Origin of the sequence: Stenotrophomonas terrae (assembly GCF_001431465.1) — a bacterium.
Lineage (GTDB): Bacteria > Pseudomonadota > Gammaproteobacteria > Xanthomonadales > Xanthomonadaceae > Stenotrophomonas > Stenotrophomonas terrae.
On record NZ_LDJJ01000009.1, the window covers coordinates 157,340 to 181,497 of the forward strand.

Below are 24,158 nucleotides of genomic sequence, written 5' to 3' on the forward strand. Positions count from 1 at the left end.
CGAAAGTGATGTGCAGCCTGAGCGTTGAGCGCAGGCGACAAAAAGAGGAAATCGCATGGGATTGGCTATCTGTTCACTTAGCCCACGCAGGCTTTTCTTGTTCCTTCTCGTTCTATGACGAGAGGTAAGAATTCAATGCCAGGCAAGGTTGCGCACCTTGTTGTGGGATCGCGTTGTACTTGCGGTACAAAGTGCGTCGAACGTCTGACCGTACCTTGAAAGGACATGCTGTGGACGTGATGTGTACAGCGACCAGCCGTAGTAGAGGAAGCAGTAGACGAAGGCTACAGCCAGGATGACTACTACCTTCAACCAAATCGGTCCAGTTAATGCGACCGTCATCGCGCACATCAGAAACATGTGCACACAGACGATGGTCGCGAAGATAGTGTTGAGGATGGTCATGATGAAGGGGCGGCGCAGATGAACCTGCCCATCCCTGACTCTAAGGTCGGTGTTGAGGACAACAAGGCGGACAGCATCCACAGGTATACCGGCATCAAGCGCTTTTGCCGCTACCTGCATCACTGGTCCGGGTGCTGAGCGCCAGTAGCGGACCGCGAAGTCGGCTCGGCGGTATTGCTCGGTTGCCTGCCGAGCCTGCATGGATCGATCGCCATGCCGTTCCAGGACGTAGTCGAGCTGACGTTCTGCAAGCCAGCGTTTCAGGGACCAATACCAACGTCCGGCAAAGAACGGATCCAACGTCTGCCCTATCCGTTGAAGCGTTCGCTGGGCTGCACGTGGAAGGAGTCTCTTCATGAACGCATGAACCTCACTAGCCGTTCCTTCAGTTCACTGCTTGATTTCGGCGTGCTGGTTTGCGCGAGTGTCGTGCAGAGGAAGGAGAAAAATCGCTCGCGTTCCACGTATGGGAGGGGGGTGCCAGCGTCGTCTCTAGCGAATTCGTCGACGGTACGGAACGCAGCTACGTAGAGGTCTGGTGAGCTTGAAGCTGCCTGCGCATGACCGATGCTGTCGCCCAGGACGAGGTGGCCCACATCGACACCGTGCTCTTTGAGGCGCAGGAGGTAGTTGAGGTCGGGTACCCGGGCGTCCTGCTCGTAAAGGTGCTGGGAAACGCGCTTGACGCCCCCCAGTTCCGCGAACTGCTCTTGAGTCAGGCGTAGTTGATCCCTAGCGTCCCTGAGTCGCCTACCAAAGCTCAAATTCCAGCCTCCCGGGCTTGTAAAAGCCAAAAAAATACACTAAAAGATACTCTATGTTTACGATTGTGAACTTTTGAGTGCCATCATGGATGCAAGCATAACCGGAGCCAAGGCCGATGCGATACGGCAGGAATTCGCTCGTCGGGGCGTATCGATCAGCGCATGGGCGCGTACCCATGGCTATTCGAAACAACTCGTTTACCAAGTGCTTGCGGGGCGAAAGCGGTGTGTTCGTGGTCAGTGCCACGAAATAGCGGTGCGGCTCGGATTGAAGACGGGCGTTATCGGCACCGTGGCAGACATTGATGCGCTGAGTGCGGCGGGCATCACATCACGGCCTTCCGCTGACGAAGAGGACGATGTGCCATGAGCTAGCACCGATACGGCAACAAAAACTCGGGCATAAAAAAACCGCCGGCTAGGGCGGTTTTCTTGGGCAAAACATGTGAATCAAGCGTGGCGCTTGGTCAGGAGTCTGCTCGACTCCGAAAAACGTGTCAAGCCTCCCGGGACAACCCGTGTTCCCCAAGTGGAGGCAGTCATGGGCACAGCCCAACGAGCCGCCCGTCACGTCACGAGGTGACGCATGGCAAAGCGCAGATACGATTTCGATGAAGCCAGAATCTCCCGATTCCTGAAAGAAGGACGTGGCACAGGTCAAGGTCAGGACTACAAGCCCTGGCTGACTATTCACGACGTTCCATCGCTGGGACTAGCCTCGCGAATCTTCGGCTTCAAAACAAGGAGGGAGCATCACTGCTTGTCCAATCTTGAGGCGGGATTCCTTCGCATTCTCGAGTGGTCGGAACTGGTGCTTGATATCCGGGAGCAATTTCCGTTGGACCGGGAGGTCACGCGCATGCTGGCCGGGAAGATGGGCATTGAGCATCCACGTGATCCTCGTACGCGGGTCGATGTGGTCATGACGACGGACTTTATGGTCGATGTCCGGACCGATGGCCGGTCGAAGACGGTTGCGTACGCGATAAAACCCGCCCAGGACCTCGAAGACCTGAAGACGGGTCGAAGGACGATCGACAAGCTGGAGCTGGAGCGCCGCTATTGGAGTCGTGACCAGATTTCATGGCATCTGGTGACGGACCGTGACCTTCCAAAACTCCGGATCATGAATCTTGCATGGCTGCATGAAATGCGGTCGTTCGAGCATGAGTTGGCCCCGCATCCTTGCTATTGGCAGGACCGGTGTGACCAGTTTCTTGGCGAGTTTCAACGCGTTCGCAGTGGCTCCATTGACGATTTTTTCATGCACTTGGAGGGCCGGCGCCAGTTTGCCCCGGGCGAACCCTTGAAAGTGCTGCGCCATCTGGCTGCCAACAAGCAAATTGTCATCGACTTGGACAGGGAGTTTTCACACCGTGACCGGTTCGACGTACTGCGCCTTCCTGAGCGAGAGCAGCCTCGGCTGCAGCTGGTGGGTACATGATTCTGAAGATAGGTGATGTACTCGTTCTTGATCCCGACTCGAATAAGCGGGCTAGGGTCGTGTGGATGACGCCCGATCGGGCGTCGGTAGCGCTCTATCCCTTGGACGCAGACAGGGCCTTTCCTGAGCTGGTTCCAGCCGCGGCGCTGGAGGCTGGAATCCTTGCGCGTCAGACGAGGCTGATGCCGGATCCATTCATGATCGCCGTCATGGAAGACCAGCTGAAACAGGTGCATAAGGACCGGCGCGATCGTGCTTGGAGGTTGATACGGCCCCTCGTGGCCGAGGTGCCATACATCTTCGCCGCGGATCGGCGGGGTGCCTTGGTGTCAGATACAGTCGAGAGGGCCAGGAGCGGTAGCGATCCGGATCTTCAGCGGGTCACCAAGGCGCTGGTCTACCTATATCTCCGGCGCTTCTGGCAACGGGGAATGACGGCCAACGCATTGCTTCCGGACTACGAAAAATCTGGCGGCCGGGGCAAGACACGGAAAGCTGGTGAGAGGAAGCGTGGTCGGCCGCGGAAGTTCGGAAATCAGATGGGTGTCAACGTAACCCCCGACATGCGGAAAGTTTTTTCCGTGGCCTATTCCCGCTACTACGTCAGCCAAGTTAAAGGGAAATACACGCTGATCGGTGCCTACCGGAAGATGGTCTCGGATTTTTATTCGGTGAAGGACATCGACCCGGAGACGGGTCAGATCATGCATTACCAGCACGAGGTGATCGAGGCGCAAGGTGGCATCCCGACCTTCGAGCAATTTCAGTATTGGTCCAGCAAGGATCACCTTCGGCTGGAGATCAAGCGCAAGCGGATGGGCGAGAAGCTTTACGACAAAGACATGCGTGGCTTGCTGGGCACTTCCAATGCTGAGGTGATCGGGCCCGGAAGCCGCTACCAGATCGACGCCACGATCGGGGATGTCTACCTTGTCTCGCGGCTGGATCCGAACCTGATCATTGGCCGCCCGGTTGTGTACGTCGTGATCGATGTATTCAGTCGCCTGATCGTCGGGATATACATCGGCCTGGAAGGGCCTTCCTGGGTGTCAGCGATGATGGCGCTGGCGAATACCGCGATGGACAAGGTCGCGTACTGCGCGCAGTTCGGCATCACCATCCAGCAGGAGGATTGGCCGGCGCACCATCTGCCGGGCACATTGTTGGGAGACCGCGGCGAGATCGAAAGCGAGAAGATCGACACCCTGATCAACAGCTTCAATGTTTCCGTCGAGAATGCGAGTTCCTATCGCGCAGACTGGAAAGGTATCGTGGAGAGCCGCTTCCGTCTGCTGCCTGCGAAGTTCAAGGCGTATACGCCGGGCTACATCGATGTCGACTACCGGCAACGTGGCGGTACCGACTACCGCCTCGACGCGGTACTGAACCTGGATGATTTCACCAAGATCATCATCAACTGCGTTCTGCACTACAACAATTCGCACGAGATCACGACCTACGATTGCGACAGAGGTGTCCGGGCGGACGGCGTGCCTGCCATCCCCAGCCACCTGTGGGAATGGGGGATTCGCCACCGCTCAGGCACCCTGAGGGCATTTCCCGAAGACTTGGTTAAGTTCAGCCTGATGCCGAAGGATCGGGCATCAGTCTCCGAAACCGGAATCGCCTTCCGCGGATGTTTCTACACCTGCCAGCGTGCAATCGAGGAGCGTTGGTTCGACAAGGCCCGCCAGGACGGTCGCTGGCAGGTGAGCGTGTCCTACGATCCGCGGGACTTGGATCAGGTCTACCTACATTCTTCCGGGGCCAATATGGCGTTCGAGGTATGCACGTTGACCGACCGAAGCCGCGCGGACAGGCATCTGTCCTCATGGGAGATCGATCAGGTCGATCAGCGTGACAAGCATCGTCGTGCGGACGAACGCACGGACGCCCTATTGGCGTCGGCAAACACCGATGCCGCGAACGAGCGAGTCATCAAGGAGGCTCAGGAACGACGCGGACCGCCAAGCAAAGCTAGTGCGGCCAGCAGGACCGCCAATATCAGTCGCAACCGCGCCGAAGAAAAGAAGGCTAGTCGTGCCACGGATACCTTCAGGTTTGGCGAGCATGCGTCCGGGGCGATGAGGCCGAGTGCGGAGGTGGTGCCGATCAGCGGAAGAATCATGCCTGCGGATGACATCGACTACAGCGCGCCGTCGATCGACGAAATTTTAGGGGATGACGATGGCCATCGAGCCTGAAACTCCGGAGTTGCCGGAGTTGCCGGAGTTGCCGGAGTTGCCGGAGTATGCCGGCAACCCCTTCATCGCGAGACTGCCTCCCCTTCAGTCGCAGAGGTCGCTGTACGCGAAGATGCTGCGAGTGCCGTATTTCGACGAGAAGGAGGTTGCTTATCCCGCACATGTGCGCAAGCACTGCATCGTACGTTTGGCCAAGTGCTTCCTGCCGCAAGCTCGCCAGGTAGATCTGGCCGATCGGTTCTCCTTGCTGCTCCTGCAAGGCTACGTGGGCCGCAACCCGCTGACGCATGATTATCTGAGCCACCTGCAGAACGGTTTCGAACGGATCGAGCGAAAGTCGCTCGAGGCTGCGGTTTCAAGGCCGGTGCAGAACACTGCAAATAGCTTCGCGCTACTTGGCTGCCCGGGTGTGGGCAAAACCTTGGCGATGAACTGCGTGCTGGCACAGTATCCGCAAGTCATCTGGCACGAACAGCCCCAGGTCCTTGTCCAGATTGTCTGGTTGCGACTGGAAGCTCCTGCCCTAGGGTCGTTGAAGCAGCTTTGCATAGACTTTTTCCAGGCGATCGATCAGTTGATCGGCACCGACTACGTCAAGCGCTATGCGACCGGCGCCACGGTGGAGCAGATGCTCCTACAGATGGCCTATGTCTCCCAGTTGCATGCGTTGGGTGTACTGGTGATCGACGAAATCCAGCATCTGCGCGGAGTGAAGGTGGGGGCGGATGCGTTGATGAAATTCCTTGTGAAATTAGTCAACACCATCGGCCTGCCGGTCATTCCGATTGGAACTCTGGGAGCGTTGGAGATCCTGCGAGGCACCTTCAGCCAGGCCCGTCGATCGACGGGACTCGGATCCCTGGTATGGGAACGGATGGCGCCGGATGCCGTCTGGAATAGATTCATCGAACAGCTCTGGAAGTACCAGTGGACTACGCCTCGGACAGAGTTGTCCGACGAGTTGAATGCGGCCCTGTATGACGAGTGCCAAGGCGTGGCCGATCTCGCGGTCAAGTTATTCATGCTTGCGCAACTTCGGCTGGTCGGGATTAGTGAGGTCAGAAAAGGAAGACCGGAAACCCTGACGCCAGAGTTGATCCGGAGGGTCGCCAAGGAGGAGTTCGTCCTTGTGGCACCGATGATTGAGGCGCTTCGTCAGAACGATGCGGTCAAACTCGGTAAGTTCGACGACCTGCGCTCGCTGAACGACCATATCGGAGTGGTACTGAGCCGGACTATCGCGGGCGCACCGGGACCGGCTGAGGGGACCATGTTTCCGGTCGCGGCAGAAGCTGGAACGCTCGAGAACAAGACGGTTGAATTAGCGCTGCTTGCGTCTCTGCGGAACATGGGCGTGGCCCAAGATGTAGCCATGGCACTGGTCGATGAAGCTGTCGCGAAAAATCCTTCTGGCGATCCACTGTTACTGCTGCAGAAGATCGTTTCAACGCTGACGGCCAGCAAACCCAAGAGAAATTCACCCAAACCCGACGCGCCGCCGCCGGACGAACTTCCGGACGACGATTTGCGTCGTCTTGTGGCGAAAGGCAAGCAGAACCATACGTCGGCCTACGAGTCCTTGCTGACAGCTGGCGTAGTACGCCCCCCGATGTTGGATTTTGCGGCCTGACTATGCTGGCCTACTTCCCACGCATCTATCAGGGCGAGCTGTTTTACAGCGTGCTGGCGCGCTACCACCGGCACGTGGGGGCGCCATCGCCAATCCAATCTATGGAGGCGCTGTTTGGGCGGCGGCTGGTGACGATGAGTGTCGCTTTCCCCGGTTATCTACAGGTTCTGGCTGATCGGCTGCCAGTCGGATTCGGGTGGACAGCCGAACGGTTCATCGACGAACTGACGCTGCTGCCGTACTACACCGCCTTCCAGCCAGCTTCTGTCAGGCGGCGGGCGCGGCAGACGATGCTCCAAGGGAAAACGGACGGTCTACTGATCCGGCTGGGTATAGCGGCTTTCCCCGTCGGACGAGTCACTCGGCTCCGGTTCTGCTCGTTATGCCTGAAACAGATGTGGGAGCAGTGCGGGGAATACTACTGGCGCCGGGACCATCAACTGCCAAGCGCACTGGTCTGTCCAGAACATGGCTGTCCCTTACAAGCTAGTGCTGTTTCAATGACATCACTGAGTCGGCATATCCCCGTCGCGGCTGACGATAAAAGCTGCCCATGGAATGCTCCAGCTCTCATGCTAAGCAGTGCTTCTCTGGTGCTATCCGATCTCCAGCGGCTGGCGCGGGCTAGCCGAACCTTGCTGGAGAATCCTGGACAATCGCGATCACCATCAGAATGGACCCGGCACTACCGACAAGGGGTCCATCTTGCTGGACTGGCGTACTCGGTAAAACGTTTCGACCAGCAGCGGCTGCAGGAAAAGTTTCGAGAGCATCATCGTGACGTTCTTGCTCGCTGGCCAGAGCTGATGGCAGGTCTGGTCTTCCGTGGCGATTGGTTGCCGGCCATGGTGCGGAAGCATCGCAAAGCGTTCCATCCTCTTCAGCACATTCTCTTGCAAGACTTCATTGATCACCAGTCACCGACCGCCAAGCCATTCGGGGCCGGGCCTTGGCCATGTCTAAATCCGTTGGCTCGGCATCGAGGGCGGGAGCTGATTTCTACCTTTGAGATGCATCGTAACCATAGTCATCAGGTCGGCGTCTTCACCTGTCGGTGCGGTTACATGTACACGCGCAGCTACTTTCCAGGTAGAGGTGATGTAGGGTTTCCAAGGTTTCATTCATATGGACCGATGCTGTTGCCAGCCCTGAGAAAGATGACCTCTGATGGCGTGTCACTGCGTGGGATCGGGCATCGCCTGCAACTTGATCCCAAGACGGTAGTGAAACTTGCAATCGATCTTGGTGTTCCGGTTGTCCGGAAGGGTGGATTGGATCGAAAGCAACCTGGAAGCAGCACCATCGCATTCGAGCGGGTGATTATACCGACGATGAAAAATCGTAAGGCGCGGAAGGCGAGCACTCCACTTCTGGATTGGCCTTCGGTGGATCGGGAAACCCGTCATAACATCCAAAGCGCTGTTCAGCGTCTGCGAACGTTCGAGCCGCCAGTGCGTATCACTGTGACGCGCTTAGAGCGACAGATATGGAGCCGTGGATGGCTAAGTAAGCGCGCCAGCAAGCTTCCAACGGCAATGGCATGTCTGAGTGGCGTTGTCGAGTCGGTCGAGCAGTTCCAGCGGCGGCGAGCCGGCTGGGTTATTCAACAGATGGACAAGGTCGGTGAGCCGCTGCAGGTTTGGCGGATTTTGCGCAGGGCTGGCCTTACCTCCCGACATGAAGATGTGGTCGCGTCCGTGTTGGCAGAATTTCTTGGTGGCGTGTACAGGAGCGCTGTATGACGCGGATGGTGTTCAAGTCGGTCGCGAACCTGACCGAGGATCCGGTTGAGGTTTTCTGGTTGGCTGGATTCGTGTGCAACGAGCGTAACGAGTGGCAAGTGCGAGTGGTCTACCGGAACAAGCGCACCGGGGAACTGATTCCAATGTGTGAGCCCATTGGGATGTTGCCGATCCTGAGTTTGGGAACTTGGTTCGACTACGGTTTATTGCAAACGGAAGGTCTGCCGGGTGACCTCATGGAGGTTGTCATTCCTGATGTGGGGCAACCAGAGGTGATCACCTCGGCGGACATGCCGAGTTCGCTATATCGGCTTCCGACAAGCCGCGCTGGACACCAACGATTGTTTCGATACCGCACACGACACGGTGTCGTTCATATCCCGGCGGTGGAGCTGATCCGAGCCCTGTTCATTCACAACCGTGCGTTGGCATTGGCTTTGATGCGCCCAGCGGGATTGGAGCAGTTGTACATACCGATGGCACCTGGGCCTCGGGAGCTGGCGACGCTCTGTTTTACGAAGGAAATTGCCAAGAGTGTGCTGAGTCGGGAATTGGCCATGGAGTTCGCGTGGCTGGTGCTGGATGTGGAAGCTCGGCGTTCATGGGAGAGCGTCAGGTGTCTCTCGGCTGGCCAAGATTGTATTTTTTTTGAGCCACCCCCTATCCGGGGTTCGTCGTGGCAGTTCCGGGGCATCCGGCACGAGAACCAAATGTTAGTACTTGAATTGAATAATTTGAGTGGGCGCGCAGTGCCGGTGAAAATACTTGAATACACGCATCCGGACTTGAAGAAGGCGATTCGAGCAGGAGTGTCCGGTGCCAAGCCGGGCAATCCGAAGGGAGGTGATAAGCCGGATACCGGAGAGCCGGGTGACGACATTGATGTGGCCGGAACAGATCAGGGAAGTAGTGGTTACCGCAACCCGTTGGTCGCTAACATGGGCCGACGCCAGAGCGCTTTTGAGAGCCAGATCAAGGTAATCAAAAAAGAGATCGAGGTGGAACAGGCACCACGCGAGCCGACTGGCAAGGAACCTAAGAAGAAGCCCCGACATAAGAAAAAGATACAAGTGACGACCAGTGAAAGGGCAGGTGGTAAAGGGCTCCGCCCCATAGACTTCGGGATCCTTTGCCGGGCCCCCTTGCACAGAATTGGGGATCTGGTGGCATTTGATGAAACCATCCGTCACATGCGCGACAGATTGCCAGATGTGCAGTTTGCTGCAGGGCTGGTGCTACTCAAACAGGGCAAGGCTGCTGCGAGCGTGGGTTCCGCGCCACGGGCGGCGATGGTGGTGAGGATCAACAGACTCAAAGAGCCTCCCATAGTTTTGATAGATATCGATCGCACCGGGATCGTGGCGCTTTCGCTGATGGTGTTGCACTTCAAGGGTGGGGAGAAAGAGGATTGGATCGAGAGGGCGATACAGAAAACATTGAACGGCTGGGCCGATGTTGGTGGGCATTGGTCTACTGACGTCGAAGCCGAGATGGAGCCCATGTGTCGAAGCGAACGGATTCCGAAAGCCATGGTGCCGAGAGAAGGATTTGAAAAGCAGGCAGAGGGATGGGCGCTTCGGCTGATTGATAGGTTGGGACTGTGAAGTGTCGGATTCAGACAAGGGGGGATTGGACTCGGGGCGTCGCAGATTGAATTGGCCGATAGCAGGCGTTGGGTGCGAGGATTACCGCAGTACGCCACCGGTCAACGGGGTAGCATCTGGGTCACATGGGCGGGCATCTTCCAAAGCGGACCGTATCAACGCCGCTGCTTCTCAAGGGGATTGAGTTTGGTCGCGTGGCGATTCCAGATGCAGTTCACTTCAATCGATAAAGTGAAATGGAGGCTCGCGCAAAGCTGTTCTACGTGGCGTTGTCGCGTGCAGGATCCTCACTGATCATTTCCTCAGCTTCTCCTGTCGTGGAGCTTCCTTTGTCGACATAGGCGTTCTTGAATCCTGTTAATTTCTCGCCGGCTTCGCGTTGCACGCTTCTAAGCCTGCCCTGTACCTGTTTTGGTTGCTGCATAGGTAATTTTTACTTCTCCTACCGGCGATCAGGTGCTGGTGCGCTTTCGTGTGTTTGTCCAGTAACCGTGGCAGGACCGAAATCGATGCGGTCGATATCTCCGATTCGCTGGAACTCCGCCAGGTATTCGGGTTGTTGGATGTTGAGCCAACGGACAATCTTTGGTCGGCTAAGAATTTTGTTCAGGAAGCCTCGTGCGATCGTCAGGTGCAGGTTGTCGATGCCATAGGTCTCCTCGGCGAACATGGTTCGACTCTGTACCAAGGAAAGCTCACGCTCTAGCTTGGAAATTTGCTCGCGCGTGATGTCCGGCTTTCGACCAGTCACCATAGGTTTGACGAGTTGATCATCAGGAGTGGCATGGAGCAATGCGCGTGCGAACTGGGTTGTAAAAGTGCGATGTCCTGACATCAACTCGGCTGCTTCAATCTGCCTAAGCGGCTTCATACGTTTGAGAATCTCGAACACGACCATCGGACAGGTCTTGTCTGATAGAAGCGTGGCAACTTCGGGACATATTCCATCAAGCAATCGGAAGCGCCGACGAATCGATGTGGCCTCAAGGTTAAGTGCCTCGGCGATGCGATCCTCAGATACACCGTGTTCGACGGCGCGCACAATCATCATGTGCTCTTGGACTGCTGATAGCCTGCTGATGCGCTTGTTGTAGGTGTAGGATTCGTCATCCGTTGAGATCAGGCACTCGACGTCTTCGGCGCCTAAATCCCGGAGGATTTCAACGCGCATTAATCCATCCAGTAGCAGGTAGGTTCCGTCGTCCAATGGGTTGGGGGCGACGACGGGAAGTTCGACCAAGCCGATGGTGCGAATGGATGCCGTAATCTGCTGGAATTTCTGACTCTGCCTGGTTACCTTCCGCAGGGGCTTGAGGGGGACGATGTTGCATATCGGGATTAGCTTGGTATCTAGCCGGAATCCTAGATGGGCATCTTGATGGCCGTTGTTCATTGAGCCATCCTCCTGTTCATTCGGTCATCAATCGCCTTTGGAAGGGAGTCAATCCCTTCTGCGTGGAGGAGCTCGACAAATTTCGGTACGGTGAGTAATTCTCGGAATGCCTCAACCACAAACAGTAGTCGGCCCTGAGTGAATTCAGCCTTCTTGGCTAGAAGTTGTTGCTTCTTTACCTCTTTTTCGTAGACGCGGCGGAGGTCATCCGCGGACAACTTTTTGCTAGCCTTCTTCCCGTCAAAAGGCTTCCTCTGGGATTTCCCTCGAGCGGCTCTTTGCTCAAGAATTCGCCGGATGATCGCGAGCTTCTTCCCCTTCAGTTTTCCTTGGGTATACGCATCTGCGAGGGCGGCTTGGATTCCTGCATCGTCGCTTCTGGATATAACGACTGCCAAACTCACAGGGATAAGCCCCGTTTCGACTGCTGATATGAGACGTTCTTCGCCGTGTTCGAATAGGCGAAGTACCATGCCAACCCACGATTGGGTGACGCCGAGTTTCTGTGCGATCTGGTTCTCGTCGTAGCCGCGCTTGTCGAGCGTGCATATCTCCTGCATCAGCTCGATGGGGGAATGCTGGCGCCGGGCGATGTTCTCGACCAGACTCATGACAAGGCACCGTTCTTCGCCTTCCTCAACGACGAAAGCGGGGATGTCAGCGTGTCCAAGTCGCTGGAAAGCCTCCAGGCGGCCTTGGCCGCAGACAAGGTCGTAGTGCGGCGCACTGTCTCCGCCCTTCCGCAAGCTCACCGTGATCGGGCGTTTCAGTCCGATGGCGCTGATGTTGTCGATGATGTCCTTGTGTGTGCGCGCACTCCTGTTTCTGGGATTGATCACGCGGATGTCATCAACGGGGATCATCTGGATCGGGCGCATACGTGCCTCCTCTAGGCGGCGATGCTCATATGGAATCGTTCCGCAAGCTCATACAGTGGCGCGAGAGAGTCGAAACGATACGAATCGAGGCTTACTTCGTTGTTGTCTTCGGAGAGTCGGTGGCCACGCAGTGGCATGTCGATACGAGGGAATATGTAGTAGTCGAAGATAGTGGTGTTCGTGGCTGCCATGCGGGCGACCACGGTGACATCCGGCTTTAGACTGGTGTCAAAGCGAAGATGCCAGCGGAAGGATCCACTTGGGAGTTGTCGACATCTGGCCAGCACGATGGAGACAGTGAACTCATCATTGACGGTGACAAGGCCCGAAGTTGCGATGTTGCTCTGACCACCCGCGGCCATCAGGCCCTCGATGATCTCCGTCAGGATGCTCGGTAGGATCGATCTCAGCCTCTGATTGACTTCGAGGTAGCGGAAGTCACGGTCCGGTCGGAAGCCAATCAGGGAGTAGGCGCGTACGAGGCTGCCGAAGTGCGAACGGTAGACGCTGCTAGAGGGCATCCCCTCCTGTTCATCTATCAGTAGGCCGGACAGGGTTCCTGTGCGGTCGTACAGTCGCTTGAGGAGATCAAGCATGGTGGCTTCGTCGAAGCGACGTGATCTGGCCTCGATCAGTTGTTGGGCCGCGCCAAATAAATCGGTAGGGACAATTCCTTCAAAAGCGCCGTTGCTCCGGACCCAGGTGTCGGGACTGTTTTTTACGTGTCGCTGCTTTAGCTTGAACGAGGTCCTGTTGTAGACGTTGTTGCCGACGTATTTTTCGTTGGTCAGAAGTTGGTGGACCGTTCCACGCGTCCATCGACGCCCCAGATCGGTACGTATGCCCATTGCATTGAGGTTGTCGGCGATCTCTCGTTCCGTGGTGCGGCGATGAACAAATTGCTCGTAGATTTCTTGGACCACGGCCACCTCGTCGGCCGGGCCCGGTGCCAGAATCACTCGATCGGTCTGTAGGCTCTTTCGTTCACCAGGCTGAAGTTGCGCCTTCGGAACCCGGCTTTCGTCCAGCAGCATGCGGCGTAGGCCGAAGCCGGGTGATCCTCCTTGTCGAAAGCCGAGTTCGATAAGCCGGCATTGCCCTTTGAAGACTTTGTTGGAGAGTTCGCGACTGTATTCGCCTGCCATTGCGCGCTTGACGCTCTTCATGATGACGGACATGGGGCTGCCGTCATTCTCAAAGGGCTCCGCGCAGTACACGACCTGAAGTCCGGCCCGTCGGCAAACGTACTCGTAGTAGGCGCTCTCATCAGCGTCCTGGAATCGTCCCCAGCGACTGATGTCGTAGACCAGGATGGCCTTGAATTCCAAGTTGGAGGTCTGAACGTCCTGAATCAGCTGTTTGAGGGCGTCACGGCCATCCAAACTTAAGCCGCTTTTGCCTTCGTCCGCATAGGTGCAAACGATGTCAAAACCATGCTGAGCGGCATACTTCTCGATGGCTTCGCGCTGATTCTCCGTTGAGTAGCGCTGATGGTCAGTCGACATGCGCACATACTGCGCGGCGGGGATGAGAGGTTCCCCGCCGATCCGAAGCGGACCTATGCGTCGATCAGCCATTGCCGTGCTTGGGCGTAACCCTGCCAGCTAGATGAAGAGTCAATCCTCTACCAAAATGTTGGAAAATGTCAAGCTATTCCAATACTTTGCAAATTTCCCTACTCAAGCTGAAGGGACTCGTTGCGTGTGGTTTCAACCGGTTCGGAGGGTATCGCGATAAGTAGCTGGAGTACCGCTTTTTGTTGCGCCGCAGTAAGTCCTCGAAACCTGTCGAGCAGCCGAATTTCGCGTGATTCAAGTGGCCGGGGCACATCGTCTGCAATGAGCGCCCAAGGGTGGCAGCCCAAGGCCTGTCCCAGGCTTTGAAGCCAATCGACGGTTAGCCGACGCCTACCTGCCTCAAGATTGCTGATTTGCTGGTTTGTTGTGTTGGTGAGCGAGGCGAGCTTGTCCAGCGACAGCCCTCGAGCCTCGCGGAAGGCCTTAATTCGGTTGCGCACGCTCCGGCATATCCCTGAAATGGGGGCGTCGTCGCCCATTCTTCCTGCTGTGTAATTCAATCAGAACATCCAGCTTCTCAAGCAGCAACCCTTCACCACGATCTAGATCGTCTTCGGTAATTGCTGGCGCTGACCCTAAAGCGGGAGCTTTCAGTCGCAATCAGACAATCTGGACAAGAACCTGGCGCTGCTCGTGCCAGATGACCTGCGAATACCGTGTCAGGACGCAGTTCATTGCCAGGGTTTGCCTATCGTCGAGTGTGAATTTGAATCGCTGAAGATCAGCCAAGATCCTCCTCCCGTATCCGCCACAGTGCGGTATCCGGGATCTCGGTTTCAGCCTGTTTCAGGAGATGGGGGCGAAGCTTTTCGGAGACTGCCTGATCTTCCAACTTCATGTGGATCGCGGTCCGATTGAATGTGGCGTTGAAGAGCTTCAGGCGCTGTTGATCGACGCTGGTCTGCAGCGGCTGTCTCGGCACCACGAGTAAAACCACTTCACAATCCATGGCCGCGGCTGCGCGGCGCAATGTGTCAATCTGCACCGTGCCGGCGCGCTCGCTGTTCTCCAACTTGAGCACCGAACTAGGTTGCACCCCCAGTCGTCGTGCGAGCTCGGTTCGCGACATCCCTAAGGCGTCGCGGGTGGCAGCGATCCAACCGCCGCGTGGTACAGGACGAAGCCTGGGCAGTATCTGACGCAGCCAATTGCCGGTTTGATCGAGCTTCGATCTGGCTAAGCGACGCATCTGGGAAGTCGCGTTGGGAGCCATCAGGGGGTTCCTTTCAAGGATCAAAAGATTAACGTAATTATTCCCTGTATGGCTCTTTTGTATGTGTGGTTTCTGCCACACAGGGCTCTAGTCACTATTCAATCGCTCTATGAAGCGCTTGTTCGGCCGGCCGCGCCGGATGGCCTCCTACCCGGATCGTCGATGGTCAGCTGTAGGCGCCTCTGACGTCGGCGTTGGTGCCGGAGAGTCAGTTGCGCTCTCACCATCTCTCCAGGCGTCCAAAAGACTGCCCCAACATGTCGCTTGGTGGCATCCCTTCGCCTCGAGAATTTTCGGCTTCAAGACCGGACGGGAACACCATTGCCTGTCGAATCTGGTATCGGGGGGGGGGCAATCGCCGCTTAGGTCCATTTTTGGCGAACGCTAAAAATGGGAGGATTACCATGCGTTTCGCAAGGACGCCGATGAATGACGGATCAGATACCGTAATGCTTGGGTCGATTTGTAATCCTGAGATCATCGGGGCGTACGGAACGGAGAAATGTATGCGCGTACGCCTGCTGCGGTGCGGCATACAGGCCGACAGGGGGGGCTCGCGTATACTGTTAAGCAGGGGGAATGCCACATGCCGGTCGACTCACCTCGGGCCTCTCAGCCCCTGAGACGCATGGGAAGGATCATGCGTGCGTGCGGTACTTGTGATTCTGAGGAAAGGGAACTCAATGAACGCAATCGTTGCGCCGTCGTCTAGCCGTAGGGTTCTGAGCACCACGCTGCACCATTTGGACCTGAACAGCAGCACGTGTACCGCTGCCACCATTCCAGCTGGCAATTCTGACCTCGGTACGTATTTGGATGAGCTGCTGTATGAGATCAGCGCCAAGCCCCAGCACCGCGCTTATCAGCTGTCCAGTGGCACGACTGAGTTCGCTACCTCGCTAGGCGGGTTCTATCAGGCGCAGGACCTGGCCACGACGGGGACCGAAGCACTTGCTGAGCGTTTGCTCCGCATCGAGCTGCAGACCGATGCCAAGTACGGACATTTGAATCCAACCGGCACACATATTCGCAAGGGAAGCTTCCTGCAATACATGTACCAGGAGAACTCCCGGTACCACTATCTTGGCGTGAAAGTCGATCACCACGCCTTTATCGATGAGCAGGACCTCCGTAAACGAATTGGCCTTGGACAGACACAAAAACTGTTCAAGGCATGCCGTGTGACGTTCGATGTCAACGGCGCGCCGGAGGAGACGCTCGTATTCGATACGAACACGCGCCCATCGGTCTATTGGTGGCGTGATTTCTGGGAGCTCAAGGAACTTAGGAGCGATCGCCACAATACCGAGACTGCCATTCGGGGTGTTATCAAATGTCTCAATGCGATCAAGAAGACAGCCCCAACCGACTATACCCATCTAAGAAATGCAGCAATCACCGCATTCAAGCAAGCCGGCGCGCTCGACTTTACAGTATTTGTCGATGGCATTTTCACTAATTACCAACCCGTAGAGCAGTCGTTGGCGCAATCCCTCCCTAAGGTCGTGGAGAAGATTAGGCAGTTGCCGACCACCAGCAAGTTCGACGTGCAGTTCACGCTCGTCCCGGAGGCGGTGCCTTTCAGGCGCATGAATGTTGCTGTTAGCGAAGAGATATCGCTGAGTTACAACGAGGATGTGGCTAACCTAGATGACAAGATCTGGTCTTCAAAGACGCGGGACGGCCGGGATGTCGTTGTCATTCGCGCCACTGAAGCAGCTGATCGATTCAAGTTCAAACCTTGGACGTGACATGGGCGTCGACTTTGGTGCCATATTCGCTGCTGTAGACCTCGCCAATGCGACGCGGGTGGAGCGCCTCGACGAGTTCGAGCTTTTCGTTGAAGATGAATTGACTCAGGCCCAGGCGCATGTGGTCGCGCTTGCACTCCTTGGGATCGGTCCCTCTTTGCCCAATCGTGATCGATTTGAAATCACGATCACTGTCGACGGTGAGGCCGCCAGTGCTTGCGACGATGAAGAGGACAGCCGCGTCAGGATTGGAGGTCTGTTTGATCTCGGAAGTAATACCCGTGCCGAGGTAGGCTTTCGCGTCATCATAGGCAAGCAGGTGCAGCACAATGCCATCTCTGTCTATGACATGGAGGCATTTGGTCGGTACCTCGCCCAGGAGCCCCTCACGCAAGTGCTCGAGGCGCTTGCGGCTCGGCTGGACGGGCACCTCCGCCTAATTTGCATTGGCTTACGTAAGCAGGGAGGTAGCGCCACCCTGCAGTTCGTGCCGGAGGACCACGAAGAGCCAGCGACGGCTACGCTGCCGAGCGCGGCGCGTGAGCGCATCATTGCGCTGTTCAAGGAAAATTCATTTAGCGCGTCTCTTCCCGGGAAGCTTATTCCTCAAGACTTTCAGCTCGACACACCGTTGGGACAGCCCGCGGTCGATGGATTCTTTGCACGCGCTAGCGCGGTTCTTAGTGCTGTGTACCTATGTAACAACGCAGAGCTTGAATCCGACAACACCTTGACCTACCGCATGGCCGGTTACAAGGTTCTGGAAGAGAAGCGGATTTCCGTGGCCGAACTCTCCGGTGCGCATGAGGTGCTGAACAAGATCGCCAGTTGGGCATACGATGCCGGTGGAAGCACAGACAAGGTGGGCCTGGCGCGTAATGTACTTTCCCTCCATGTGGCGTCTTTGTGCGACCTAGCCCACCAGCCCCATGTTCTGAATGCCATCTTGTCCAACTACCAGATCTATCTGAAGGACAACGTATCGGCGTATCTCGAAGTGAGAAATCGAATGGCCGAGCTTCTGCTGGAATCCACGGCCAAAACCCATGCGCTCGTAGAAAGCCTATTGGACTCTGTGCGCAACGGCATGCTGGTGGTGTTTACGTTCGTGCTGACCGTGGTGGTGGTCAACGGCTTAAAGGACACCAATGCGAGGGTAGTTTTCTCGGGAGAGTACGTTTGGATCGTCATTATCATCGCAGTACTTTGCAGCATCTGGATACATAGTGCGTGCAAAGATGTCGTGACTAGGTTCGACAGTGCGACTAGATCCACAACGCAGCTTCTCCGGGACAGTTACCGAAACGTGCTGATCGAGGACGAGGTCGATCAACATACGGCCAAGACGTTCGCCAACAACAGAGGCCATTTAATTGAGCAGGTCAGAAGATACCGCCGTCTGTGGTATTTGGTGTCGGTGACGCTGGTGGCCACGTTCGCCATTGGCTACGTAGTGAGCTATCAGCTGCCTAGATTCAGTAGTCCGAAAGCTGATAGTGGAGCCGCTTCTACAATCCAAGCGCCCGCCTCATCGCGTGAGGAGCCGGGGCGCGTTCGGAGTAAGGGCATCGGAAATGTTTCTGGTTCGGTAAAGCCGACCGCGAGGGCTTCGCAGATGGCGCCCGCAGATAGTCAGGCGCCTCCGGTAAGCAAGGAGACGGCGGTCCATCGCGAAACCTCACAGTGATCACGATGATTCATCGACACATGGCAGCGCGTGTCCAAGGGTGGCCTTGTAGTCATGGGGCTAAAGGCTGCCTTGTGTATGCGATTTTGCTTTTTTGCAGCGGGTGGAAGGACTGCGAAGTGATCGATATGTGCAGGATTGCGTGTGCCAGTCTTCTGGGAGGATCGGTACGAACCTATCAGGACTGGGAGCAAGAACGGCTCGAACCATCCGGCGCAGCCAAGACGCTGCTGAAGGTTGCCGCCATCCGCCCTGATGCTGTGCGTGAAGCCATGGCAGTTTGAACAGGAAGGACGAATCGCAGGATCACGGATGGCGTGGTCGGGACAGGACTTTATTTCCGGAGCTTGCCATTGTGGCTGGTGGCCAGGATAAAACTTTAAAAATTCCTGTCCTATCACAAGAACGAGCAATCAATGGGTTGCGTGGATTTCAGGATAGAACTTTATTCCCCGTACACAACCGGGCTTACGGATAATCACTTCCAGCAGCCCGGTCCTCTCTCCCCCGACGTTGCTCGAAGCCCGGCCCAGTGCCGGGCTTTTGCTTTGTGTGGCACTTCGATCGTCACCGGGGTAGGCGCTCCTGCCGATGGCGAGTCCGGTCTGCGGAAAACGCCCGCGACAGGCTAAGCTTCGCGCCAATGTGATCGCTGGCTGAACGTGTTGCTTTGCAGAAGTACCCTAATCGCCCCTTGTCCCGCACTGCATGGTCAAGGGGGCGTCGTGTCGGTCGCTCCGGCCATTGGGAGCGGGCGATGACGAAGCGGGACAAGCGGGTCTGCCACGGCGGGCGCCGGACACGATGATCGAGCCGGCCGGACAGGAGCCGCCCGGGCGGGAGTTCGCCGCACGGGCGGTGCACGACTACAGCGCCGAGCTGCACCGCTTCCTGCGGCGGCGGGTGGCCGAGGCCCAGGACCTGGGCGACCTGGTGCAGGAGGTCTACCTGCGCCTGCTGCGGGTACAGAGCATCGAGACCGTACGCAATCCGCTGGCCTACATCTATGGCATCGCCGCGCACGTGGCCAGCGAGTTCAACATGCGCCAACGCCAAGGTCGGCTGTTGTACGACTCGACCGTGGTGGAGGCAGTATCGGAGAACCCCGGCCAGGCGGCTTTCAGCGAGGGTGGTGGCTTCTTCGAACGCCAGGTTGGCGATGCGTTGGCGCAGTTGCCGGCCAACCGCCTGGCGGTATTGCTGCTGGAGCGCCGCGAAGGCCTGAGCCATGCGCAGATCGCGCAGCGGCTGGGGCTGAGCGTGCATACGGTGAAGAAATACAGTGTTGAAGCGCTGGCGCATGTACGCGCGAGTTTGGAACGATGAACAGGATGTGGACCTTGCTACGGGCAGGGCGGGTGAACCCATGAATATCTATCGCACATCGCCGCAGCAGAGCCGGGAGCGCGCCGCACGTGAGGCCGCAGAGTGGCTGCAGGTCATGGCTGGCACGCCCAGCGAGGTGGACCGCGCAGGCTTTGCGGCCTGGGTGGCGCACTCGCCATTGCATCTTGAAGAGTTGCTGATGGCACAACTGGTGGAGCGTGAGCTGGCCAGCAGTGCAGCGCTGCAGCGCTTCGACCTGGAGGCGGTGCTGGCGCAGGCGACGGCGACCGACAATGTGGTGCCGCTGCACGATGCGCTAGCTGCGATGACGGTCCCTAAATCGCAGGCCGGCGCGCCCGCAGTGCGATGGAATCGCCGTCGACGTGGCTGTGCGCTGGCGGCGGGCATTGCTGCCTGCGCGCTGCTGGCCGGCAGCTGGACCCTGTTGCAGCCGGAAGTGCCGGTTTACCAATACGCCAGCGCGGTAGGCGAACAGCGCAGCATCGCCCTTGCCGATGGCTCGATGGTCAGTCTGGCGCCGGCCTCCTATATCGCCGTGCGTTTCAGTGCCGGCGTGCGTGACATTGAACTGCGCGATGGCGAGGCCACGTTTGATGTGGCGCACGACGCCAGTCGCCCGTTCCGCGTGCATGCCGGCGACAACACGGTGCAGGCGGTGGGCACGCGCTTCACGGTCAACCGGCTGCCTTCGGGCACGCTGGTCGCGGTCAGCGAAGGCAAGGTCAAGGTGACTGCCAATGGCAGCTGGCTGGAATCACTGTGGCGCGATGATGCCTCCACCCTGGAGGCAGGCAAGGCCACGGTTGAATCGCTGGGGCGCCCAGCCGCATTGTCGGCCGGCGAGCAGGCGCGGATCCCGCAGGGCCAGCAGGCCATGTTGCGGATGCCGCTGGAAGCACCGAACGAGCCGGTCGATGGCAAGCGCCGCTTGAGCTTCCGCAACGACACCCTGGCCGACATCATCAGCGAGTTCAACCGTTACAACCCACGGCCGATCGTTGTCACCGACCCGCTGATCCGCGAGCAGCGCTACAGCGGTGTGTTCTATGCCGATGATGCTGATTCCTTCCTGCAGTTCCTGGAATGCTGCTCGCAGCTGCAGGTCAGCCGTCAGGCCGATCGCAACGTGGTGGGCGGCCGCCAGTAGCCACGCATCAGCTCAAAGAAATATTTTTCATCGTGAGTACCCTTTTCGCGCACTTGGACACACGGATGTAACAAGAGGCTGGTTCCGCGCAAGGCGGCTCCGGTTGCTCGGTAACCATTCGATGTCTTTCGGGGGCGAATTATCCATGGGGTCCAGCATTATTCTTCGTAAACACATGTTGGTGAAGGCGGTGGCGGTTGCGCTGCTGGTCGGCACCGGCAATGTGGCGGTGGCACAGTCGGCAGCGATCGATACGGTTGCCGGCGCGGCGGTGTTCCAGTTCGATCTCGCGGCGCAGCCGCTGGCTTCCGCATTGGAGGCGTTTGCCGAGCAGACGGGGCTGCAGGTGGTTTATGCCGGTGGCGCTGGAAGTGGGGTGCACAGCAGCGCCGTCAATGGCCGGATGGACGCGGCGGCGGCGCTGCAGCAGCTGCTCTCATCCACGGCCTACACGCATGAGTTCATCAACGCCAAGACCGTCGCCATCCGCCCGCGTAGCAGTGCCGGTGACCTGGTTGAGCAGGCCGGCGGCAATGCCGAAACGCTGGAGACCATCAATGTCACCGGCACCTACCTGAAGAACATCGATCCGGCCTCGCCGCTGATCGTGATCGATTCGCAGTTGATCGAAAGCCGTGGCTATGCCTCGATCGAAGACGTGTTGCGTAACCTGCCGCAGAACTTCTCCAACCGCACCAGCGCTTCGCGCGCGCTGGGTGAAAAGGAGTTCGGCAGTTCGTATGGCGATGGCGTGTCCGGGCTGGGTTCCTCCGGCGCCAACCTGCGCGGCCTGGGTAGCCGCTCCACGCTGATCCTGGTCGATGGCCGCCGCCGCAGTGGCTCGGCGCAGGCGCAGGGCGCATACACCGATATTTCCTCGATTCCGGTTTCGCAGATCGAGCGCATCGAAGTGCTCAGCGATGGCGCCAGCGCCATCTATGGCTCCGATGCGGTGGCCGGTGTGATCAACATCGTGCTGAAGAAATCCTACGATGGAACCACCGCACAGCTGCGGCATGAGAATTCCAATACCGGCGCCGATGTATCGCGCTTGGATCTGGCACGTACCTTCGGCTATGGCAGTGGCCACGTCACCGCAGCGGTGGGGCGTGAGCGCAGCTTGCCGGCCGACGTCACCAGCCTGATCCACGTTGGCCCGAATGGCCGCGGCGACTTCAGCGATCGTGGCGGCGTCAATGGCCGTACCCGCAACAAGGGCCAGCCCGGGGTGGTCTATGAGTCCTTGGATTTCGGCATTGATTACCACTTCATGGGCGAGGCCATCGGTGTGATTCCCGGTGGACAGGATGGCACCGCGCTGGATCCGGACAGCCTGCTTGCCTACGACCCGGCCACCGCCCCGTCCACCTACGAACGCAGCCGCATCGGCCCCAAGGTCGACAATACCTATGCGCGCATCAGCGGTATGCACGATCTGGGCGAAACCACCCAGTTGAACTATGGCATCAGCCATGTGCGCCAGGTCAACAAGGAGAACTGGCGGCCTACGCTGTTCGACTTCAGCCTCTTCGAGCACGGCTACAACACCTACGTTCCGCAGAGCAATCCGTACAACACATTCGGTAGCGACGTGTTGGTGGGCTATTCCTTCGAGCGCGAGTTCGAAGGCATGAACCTGAGCGAAGACCAGAAGCAGACCAACAGCGACGCGCATGTCGGCATCAATGGCAAGCTGCCGTTCGCCAAGGGTTGGGATTACGAGGCGACCTTCAGCACCGGCCGCGAGAAGGGCACAACCACCGCCTTGATGGACCTGACCGGCTCGATGGGCGCGGATGGCTATGCGCGCACGCTGGAAGTGCTCAATGGTCTGAATGTGTTTGGCGACGGCAGCAACGATGCCATCGTCGCGCGCAACCGCGAGCTGCTGCAGAGTCTGGTGGAACGGCATGTCTACCGCTTCCAGTCGCGCGCCAATACGCTGGATCTGCTGACCCGTGGCGAGCTGTTGCAACTGCCGGCAGGGAAGATCGAGGCAGCGTTTGGTGCCCAGCACCGTGAGCAGCGCTACAACTACGAGAGCAACCTCGGTGAGCGGCTGAGCTCGGAGAGCAAGGGCAAGTCCGAGGCGCTGTTCACCGAGATCGGCATCCCGTTGCTGAAGGATCAGCCGCTGGCCAAGCTGCTGAGCTTGACCGTGGCGGCACGCTACGAGCGCTTCGATCAGCGTGGCGACAGCGCCCTGCGCGATTGGTCGGCCGGGCTGGGCGAACTGGGCGGCTTCGACGTCCAACAGCTGACCGGCCTCAACAATGACGGCAGTACCGGCATCACCGGCAGCGACAGCAGCGTGTCACGCAGCTTCAGCCGCACCAGCCCGCTGGCGCGGCTGGCATGGAAGCCGAGCGACGCGTTGCGCCTGCGTGCCACCTGGGGCGAATCCTTCCTGGTGCCACAGGCCCAGCAGCAGTTCGGTCAGCTGATCATGGACGACTACACCTCACGCGTGCTGTTCAACGGCGGCCAGCTGCCGGAGGGCGTCACCCAGATCGTCGCGCTCAGTGGGCCCAATGTGAACCTGAAGCCGCAGGTGGCCAGTGTGGTGACCTACGGCTTCGACTGGTCACCCACGTTTGCCACCGGCCTGCAGCTGTCGGCTACCTACAACCGCACCACCTTCGACAACTACATCGGCGATCCGCTATCCGGCCTGACCTACTCGGAGATCTTCAAGGACATCAGCAAGATGCCCGAAGGGACCTTCACGCTGGGCGAGAACGGGGTGATGCTGTGGGACAACCGAGCCATCAACTTCCTCGGCCGTCGCTCGCGCAGTGTCGATACCACCGCCAGCTATTACTTCGGCAACGAGTGGGGTGATTGGCGCATCGAGCTCAATGCGGTGCGCACGTTGGAGCTGACCTCGCGCTCCCTGGCATCAATGCCGACGCTGAGCTATGCGGACAGTGAGCTGGGGCCGAGCAAGTGGGCCGGTGACCTGTTTGTCGGCTGGGAAGGAAATGCGTGGTTTGCATCGCTTGGCAGCCACTACAGCGCGGCACATCGTGTGTTGTATCCGCTGTCGGCCACCGCCAACGACTACAACGATTTCATCCCCAACGAAAATCCGCGTACCCGCTCGGCGTCCTACACCACCTTCGACGCCCAGTTCGGCTATCGCAGGCATCAGCGTGATGGCTGGTTGGGCGGCGTGACCGCGCGCGTGGGCGTGCAGAACATGTTCGATCGGCAGTACCCATTCGTCGACAACCTGTCCGGCTTCGTCTCCAACCGGGTGAACATCCGCGGCCGCGTGCTGTACCTGGATATCAAGAAAGAGTTCTGACGCTGCAGCGTCTTCCTGTAACAACGCGGCGCGCCAGTCCCTCGTCGGTGGCGCGCCGCACTCAA

At 58.1% G+C, this 24,158-nt stretch carries 18 protein-coding genes; 11 read left to right on the forward strand and 7 right to left on the reverse strand.

What is annotated here, in order from left to right; all coding sequences use genetic code 11:
• Positions 1–132 precede the first annotated feature (132 nt).
• The gene (locus ABB27_RS03775) at positions 133–762 is read right to left on the reverse strand and encodes a hypothetical protein (RefSeq protein ID WP_152984417.1); all 630 of its coding nucleotides are present in this window, start codon (positions 760–762) and stop codon (positions 133–135) included.
• Positions 759–1,199, reverse strand: coding sequence for a helix-turn-helix domain-containing protein (locus ABB27_RS20465; RefSeq protein ID WP_425477480.1), 441 nt, complete (start codon positions 1,197–1,199; stop codon positions 759–761). Before ABB27_RS20465 ends, ABB27_RS03775 begins: the two co-directional genes overlap by 4 nt.
• Before the next feature lie 55 nt (positions 1,200–1,254).
• Here ABB27_RS20465 and ABB27_RS19220 point away from each other — a divergent pair, with 55 nt between their 5' ends.
• From ABB27_RS19220 to ABB27_RS03805, 6 genes are all read left to right on the forward strand, one after another.
• Positions 1,255–1,539 carry a DNA-binding protein gene (locus tag ABB27_RS19220; protein WP_083491122.1) on the forward strand — a complete coding sequence of 95 codons (285 nt, stop codon included), beginning with the start codon at positions 1,255–1,257 and terminating at the stop codon, positions 1,537–1,539.
• A 216-nt stretch (positions 1,540–1,755) separates the two neighbouring features.
• Positions 1,756–2,613, forward strand: a complete 858-nt coding sequence (locus tag ABB27_RS03780; RefSeq protein ID WP_083491123.1) for a TnsA endonuclease N-terminal domain-containing protein — start codon at positions 1,756–1,758, stop codon at positions 2,611–2,613.
• Entirely contained in the window at positions 2,610–4,817 is a 2,208-nt protein-coding gene (locus ABB27_RS03785; RefSeq protein ID WP_057626890.1) for a Mu transposase C-terminal domain-containing protein, read from the forward strand. Before ABB27_RS03780 ends, ABB27_RS03785 begins: the two co-directional genes overlap by 4 nt.
• Positions 4,795–6,447, forward strand: coding sequence for an ATP-binding protein (locus tag ABB27_RS03790; protein ID WP_211263664.1), 1,653 nt, complete (start codon positions 4,795–4,797; stop codon positions 6,445–6,447). The genes ABB27_RS03785 and ABB27_RS03790 overlap by 23 nt, the downstream gene beginning before the upstream one ends.
• Before the next feature lie 2 nt (positions 6,448–6,449).
• Positions 6,450–8,189 (forward strand): TnsD family Tn7-like transposition protein, encoded by a 1,740-nt coding sequence (locus ABB27_RS19225; protein ID WP_083491124.1) that lies wholly within the window; start codon positions 6,450–6,452, stop codon positions 8,187–8,189.
• Positions 8,186–9,793 (forward strand): hypothetical protein, encoded by a 1,608-nt coding sequence (locus ABB27_RS03805; RefSeq protein WP_057626894.1) that lies wholly within the window; start codon positions 8,186–8,188, stop codon positions 9,791–9,793. The genes ABB27_RS19225 and ABB27_RS03805 overlap by 4 nt, the downstream gene beginning before the upstream one ends.
• A gap of 442 nt (positions 9,794–10,235) precedes the next feature.
• On the opposite strand, the gene ABB27_RS03810 is transcribed toward ABB27_RS03805, so the two are convergent.
• From ABB27_RS03810 to ABB27_RS03830, 5 genes are all read right to left on the reverse strand, one after another.
• Positions 10,236–11,186: a plasmid partitioning protein RepB C-terminal domain-containing protein gene (locus tag ABB27_RS03810; RefSeq protein ID WP_057626895.1), complete on the reverse strand. Its 951-nt coding sequence runs from the start codon at positions 11,184–11,186 to the stop codon at positions 10,236–10,238.
• Positions 11,183–12,064 (reverse strand): plasmid partitioning protein RepB C-terminal domain-containing protein, encoded by an 882-nt coding sequence (locus ABB27_RS03815; RefSeq protein ID WP_057626896.1) that lies wholly within the window; start codon positions 12,062–12,064, stop codon positions 11,183–11,185. Before ABB27_RS03815 ends, ABB27_RS03810 begins: the two co-directional genes overlap by 4 nt.
• A gap of 11 nt (positions 12,065–12,075) precedes the next feature.
• Positions 12,076–13,641, reverse strand: coding sequence for a recombinase family protein (locus tag ABB27_RS03820; RefSeq protein ID WP_057626897.1), 1,566 nt, complete (start codon positions 13,639–13,641; stop codon positions 12,076–12,078).
• Between the two features lie 98 nt (positions 13,642–13,739).
• Positions 13,740–14,120, reverse strand: a complete 381-nt coding sequence (locus ABB27_RS03825) for a helix-turn-helix domain-containing protein (protein ID WP_057626898.1) — start codon at positions 14,118–14,120, stop codon at positions 13,740–13,742.
• 242 nt (positions 14,121–14,362) lie between these two features.
• Positions 14,363–14,854, reverse strand: a complete 492-nt coding sequence (locus ABB27_RS03830) for a helix-turn-helix domain-containing protein (protein WP_057626899.1) — start codon at positions 14,852–14,854, stop codon at positions 14,363–14,365.
• Between the two features lie 683 nt (positions 14,855–15,537).
• Here ABB27_RS03830 and ABB27_RS03835 point away from each other — a divergent pair.
• The 5 genes from ABB27_RS03835 (at position 15,538) to ABB27_RS03855 (ending at position 24,093) form a co-directional block, all read left to right on the forward strand.
• Positions 15,538–16,605: a hypothetical protein gene (locus tag ABB27_RS03835; protein WP_152984418.1), complete on the forward strand. Its 1,068-nt coding sequence runs from the start codon at positions 15,538–15,540 to the stop codon at positions 16,603–16,605.
• A complete protein-coding gene (locus ABB27_RS03840; protein WP_152984419.1) occupies positions 16,544–18,292 on the forward strand; it encodes a hypothetical protein in 1,749 nt (582 codons plus the stop codon). Before ABB27_RS03835 ends, ABB27_RS03840 begins: the two co-directional genes overlap by 62 nt.
• Positions 18,293–19,096: 804 nt before the next feature.
• A complete protein-coding gene (locus ABB27_RS03845) occupies positions 19,097–19,618 on the forward strand; it encodes an RNA polymerase sigma factor (RefSeq protein WP_057626902.1) in 522 nt (173 codons plus the stop codon).
• Positions 19,619–19,658: 40 nt separating this feature from the next.
• Entirely contained in the window at positions 19,659–20,786 is a 1,128-nt protein-coding gene (locus ABB27_RS03850; RefSeq protein WP_057626903.1) for a FecR family protein, read from the forward strand.
• Between the two features lie 145 nt (positions 20,787–20,931).
• Complete coding sequence (locus ABB27_RS03855) at positions 20,932–24,093, forward strand: TonB-dependent receptor (protein ID WP_161809603.1); 3,162 nt, start codon at positions 20,932–20,934, stop codon at positions 24,091–24,093.
• The last annotated feature ends 65 nt before the right edge of the window (positions 24,094–24,158 follow it).